The 3,748-nt window shown below is 65.8% G+C and carries 5 protein-coding genes; all 5 read left to right on the top strand.

Annotation, left to right across the window (positions count from 1 at the left end):
- Window positions 1–514: aldehyde dehydrogenase family protein (locus tag EOA33_RS27630; protein WP_127407083.1), on the top strand; the 514-nt coding region annotated here is incomplete at its 5' end.
- Window positions 515–578: 64 nt separating this feature from the next.
- Window positions 579–1,583 (top strand): ABC transporter substrate-binding protein, encoded by a 1,005-nt coding sequence (locus tag EOA33_RS27625; protein WP_126058969.1) that lies wholly within the window; start codon window positions 579–581, stop codon window positions 1,581–1,583.
- 100 nt (window positions 1,584–1,683) lie between these two features.
- A complete protein-coding gene (locus EOA33_RS27620) occupies window positions 1,684–2,511 on the top strand; it encodes an ABC transporter permease (RefSeq protein ID WP_245455439.1) in 828 nt (275 codons plus the stop codon).
- Window positions 2,511–3,311 carry an ABC transporter permease gene (locus tag EOA33_RS27615; protein ID WP_127407082.1) on the top strand — a complete coding sequence of 267 codons (801 nt, stop codon included), beginning with the start codon at window positions 2,511–2,513 and terminating at the stop codon, window positions 3,309–3,311. The genes EOA33_RS27620 and EOA33_RS27615 overlap by 1 nt, the downstream gene beginning before the upstream one ends.
- A partial coding sequence (locus EOA33_RS27610) for an ABC transporter ATP-binding protein (protein WP_145989309.1) occupies window positions 3,308–3,748 on the top strand: 441 nt, incomplete at its 3' end. The genes EOA33_RS27615 and EOA33_RS27610, both read left to right, overlap by 4 nt.

Here is a 3,748-nt window from a genome sequence, read left to right as displayed (position 1 = left end):
CGAAATGGGGCCGCTCGCAACCTTGCGCCAGCGCGAACGGATCGAGACGATCGTCGCCGAAAGCCTGGCCGGCGGCGGCCGGCTGATCACCGGCGGCGCACGGCCCGAGGGCAAGGCGGGCGGCTTCTACTACGCGCCGACGATCATCGAGGCGCAGGATCAGGCGCTCGTCTGCGTGCGTGAGGAACTGTTCGGACCGGTGCTGAGCGCGCTCGCCTTCGACAGCGAGGCGGAGGCGCTGGCGCTCGCCAACGACACGCCCTTCGGCCTCGCGTCGGGTGTCTTCACCACCAACCTCGCCAGGGCGCATCGCATGGCCCGCGGCATCCATGCCGGCGTGGTCTGGGTCAACACCTACCGCGCCGTCTCGCCGCTGGTTCCGTTCGGCGGCTATGGCCTCTCCGGCCTCGGCAGAGAAGGCGGCCTCGACGCCATCCGTGACTACACGCGCTCGAAATCGGTGTGGATCCGCACATCGGACGAGCCGATCCCCGATCCCTTCGTCATGCGCTGAGGCGGCCTGTCGACGGTGCACTGAAGAACAAGAAACGGAACACACAAAGTCAGAGGAGAACGACATGAAACTGATTTTCGCCGGCATCCTTGCCGGTCTGATTGCAACGACGGCCGCCAAGGCCGGGGAAATGGTGTTCACCAGCTGGGGCGGCACGACCCAGGAAGCCCAGACCAAATCCTGGGCTGAGCCGTTCACCGCTTCGGCCGGCGTCAAGGTGCTGCAGGACGGCCCGACCGACTACGGCAAGCTGAAGGCCATGGTCGACGCCAAGAACGTCACCTGGGACGTGGTCGACGTCGAAATGGACTTCGCCATCAAGGCGGCCAAGGACGGGCTGCTCGAGCCGATCGACTTCGCCGTCGTGCCGAAGGACGATCTCGATCCGCGCTTCAGCAACGAGCACGCAATCGGCAGCTTCTACTATTCCTTCGTGCTCGCCTGGAACAAGGGCGCGGTCCCCGGCGAGCCGGCCGGTTGGGCCGACATGTTCGACACCAAGAAATTTCCCGGCAAGCGCACCTTCTACAAATGGTCGGCGCCAGGCGTCATCGAGATCGCGCTGCTGGCAGACGGCGTGCCGGCCGACAAGCTCTATCCGCTTGACCTCGACCGCGCCTTCAAGAAGCTCGACACCATCAAGTCCGACATCGTCTGGTGGGGCGGCGGCGCCGAGTCGCAGCAGCTGATCGCCTCCGGCGAGGCCGCCTTCGGCCAGCTCTGGAACGGCCGCGTCTTCGCGCTGGAGAAGGACGGCGCCGATGTCGGTGTCTCCTGGAACCAGAACCTCACCGCCGCCGACGTTCTCGTCGTCCCGAAGGGCGCCAAGAACAAGGACGCCGCCATGAAGTTCCTCGCCGCGGCGTCCAGCCCGACCGGCCAGGCGAAATTCGCCGAGGCGAGCGGCTATGCGCCGATCAACACCAAGGCCAAGGCCGAGATGCCCGCCGACGTGGTCAAGGGCCTGCCCGACGCCCATGTCGACGGCCAGATCAACCTCGACATGAACTACTGGGCCGAGCATCGCGACGAGATCGCCACGCGCTGGTACGCCTGGCAGGCGAAATGACGCCCGCCTTCTCGTGACAGAAGCGGGACGGCTTCCGCCGTCCCGCTTCGCAACCCGGGATACCGCTATGTCGGTGGAAATTGAACAGAGCATCGCCAGAATGCGTCTTCCGGCAGGCGTCGGCGGCCTGCTGCCGGCGCTGACCTTGATCGGGCTCTTCTTCGTCGTGCCGGTTTTGGCGCTGCTCCTGCGCAGCGTCACCGATCCGGCTCCCGGCCTGCAGAATTACGCTGCGCTGCTCGGCGACGGCACCTACGCGCGGGTGTTCTTCAACACCTTCCTCGTCGCCTTCGTCGTCACCATCGTCACCGTGCTCGTCGCCTTTCCGGTCGCCTGGATGCTGGCGATCATGCCGCCGGCCCTCGCCTCGATCCTGTTCGGCATCATTATCCTGTCGATGTGGACCAATCTCTTGACCCGCACCTATGCCTGGATGGTGCTCTTGCAGCGCACTGGCGTCATCAACCGGGCGCTGATAGCGACCGGCATCACCGACCAGCCGCTGCCGCTCATCAACAACCTTACCGGCGTCACCATCGGCATGGTCTACATCATGCTGCCGTTCATGATCCTGCCACTGGTCGGCACTCTGCGCGCAATCGATCCAATGACGCTTCGCGCGGCAGCGCTTTGCGGCGCCAGCCCGCTCGCCGCCTTTCGCCGCATCCTGTTGCCGCTCTCGCTTCCTGGCATTGCCGCCGGCGGGCTGATGGTCTTCGTCATGTCGCTCGGCTATTTCGTCACGCCGGCGCTGCTCGGCGGCACGTCGAACATGATGCTCGCCGAAATGATCGCGCAGATGATCCAGTCGCTGCTCAACTGGGGCCTCGGCAGCGCCGCAGCCTTCATCCTTCTGGTCGTCACCATGGCGCTCTACGCGCTGCAACTGCGCCTTGTCGGCTCAAAACGAGCCGCGGGAGGCGCCTGATGCTGCTCGACTACGACCGCCTGGGCTGGCTGAAGGTTGCACTGCTGACCTTCACCGCGCTCGTCGCCGCCTTCCTGCTGCTGCCCGTCATCTTCATTGTGCTGCTCTCCTTCGGCTCGTCGCGCTGGCTGGCCTTCCCGCCGCCGGGCTGGACGCTGAAATGGTATCAGGAGCTGTTCGCCGACCCGTCCTGGATCGAGGCGGCGCTGACCAGCGCCCGCATCGCCGCTCTGACGGCCCTGCTTGCCGTCGCCGTCGGCGTGCTTGCCTCCTTCGCGCTGGTTCGCGGTGAGTTCCGTGGGCGCGAGATTCTGCGCGGCCTGCTGCTGACGCCGATGGTGCTGCCGGTCGTTGTCTTCGCCATCGCCATCTACGCCTTCTTCCTGCGCCTTGGCCTCGGCGGCACCACGGTCGGCTTCGTCATTGCCCACACCGTGCTGGCGCTCCCCTTCGCCATCATCCCGATCGCCACGGCGCTCGAAGGCTTCGACAAGTCGATCGAGGACGCGGCCATCGTCTGCGGCGCCAGCCCGCTCCAGGCCAAGCTCAGGATCACCTTGCCGTCGATCCGCATCGGCATTTTCTCCGCCGCGATCTTTTCCTTCCTCGCCTCCTGGGACGAGGTGGTCGTGGCGATCTTCATGGCGAGCCCCACCTTGCAGACCTTGCCGGTCAAGATCTGGGGCAGCCTCCGCTCCGACCTCACCCCCGTCATTGCCGCCGCCTCCAGCCTGCTGGTCGCGCTCACGCTCGCCCTCATGGTGGTGACGGCACTCTTGCGCCGAAAGTTGCAGACATGACCGATCCTTTCCTGTCGATCCGCAAATTGCGCAAGGCTTTCGGCGCCTTCGTCGCCGTTCATGATGTGACGCTGGAGATTCCCAAAGGCGAGTTCCTGACCTTCCTCGGCCCGTCGGGCTCGGGAAAATCGACGACGCTCTATGCGATCGCCGGCTTCCAGGACCCGACCTCCGGCGATGTCCGGTTGCAGGGAAAGTCGCTGCTTGCGGTGCCCTCGCACAAGCGCAACATCGGCATGGTGTTCCAGCGCTACACGCTGTTTCCGCATCTGAGCGTCGCCGAAAACGTCGCCTTTCCGCTTCGCGTCCGCCGCCGGCCCGACCCCGAGGTCAAGCGCAAGGTCGCCGACATGCTCGCCCTGGTGCGGCTCGAAAGTTTCGCCGAACGGCTTCCGGGCGCGCTCTCCGGCGGCCAGCAGCAGCGCGTCGCGCTCGCC

This window comes from Mesorhizobium sp. M4A.F.Ca.ET.050.02.1.1 (assembly GCF_003997725.1).
In the GTDB taxonomy this organism is placed as follows: domain Bacteria; phylum Pseudomonadota; class Alphaproteobacteria; order Rhizobiales; family Rhizobiaceae; genus Mesorhizobium.
Note: the sequence above shows the minus strand (reverse complement) of the source record. Positions and strands in the feature narration are given on the sequence as shown.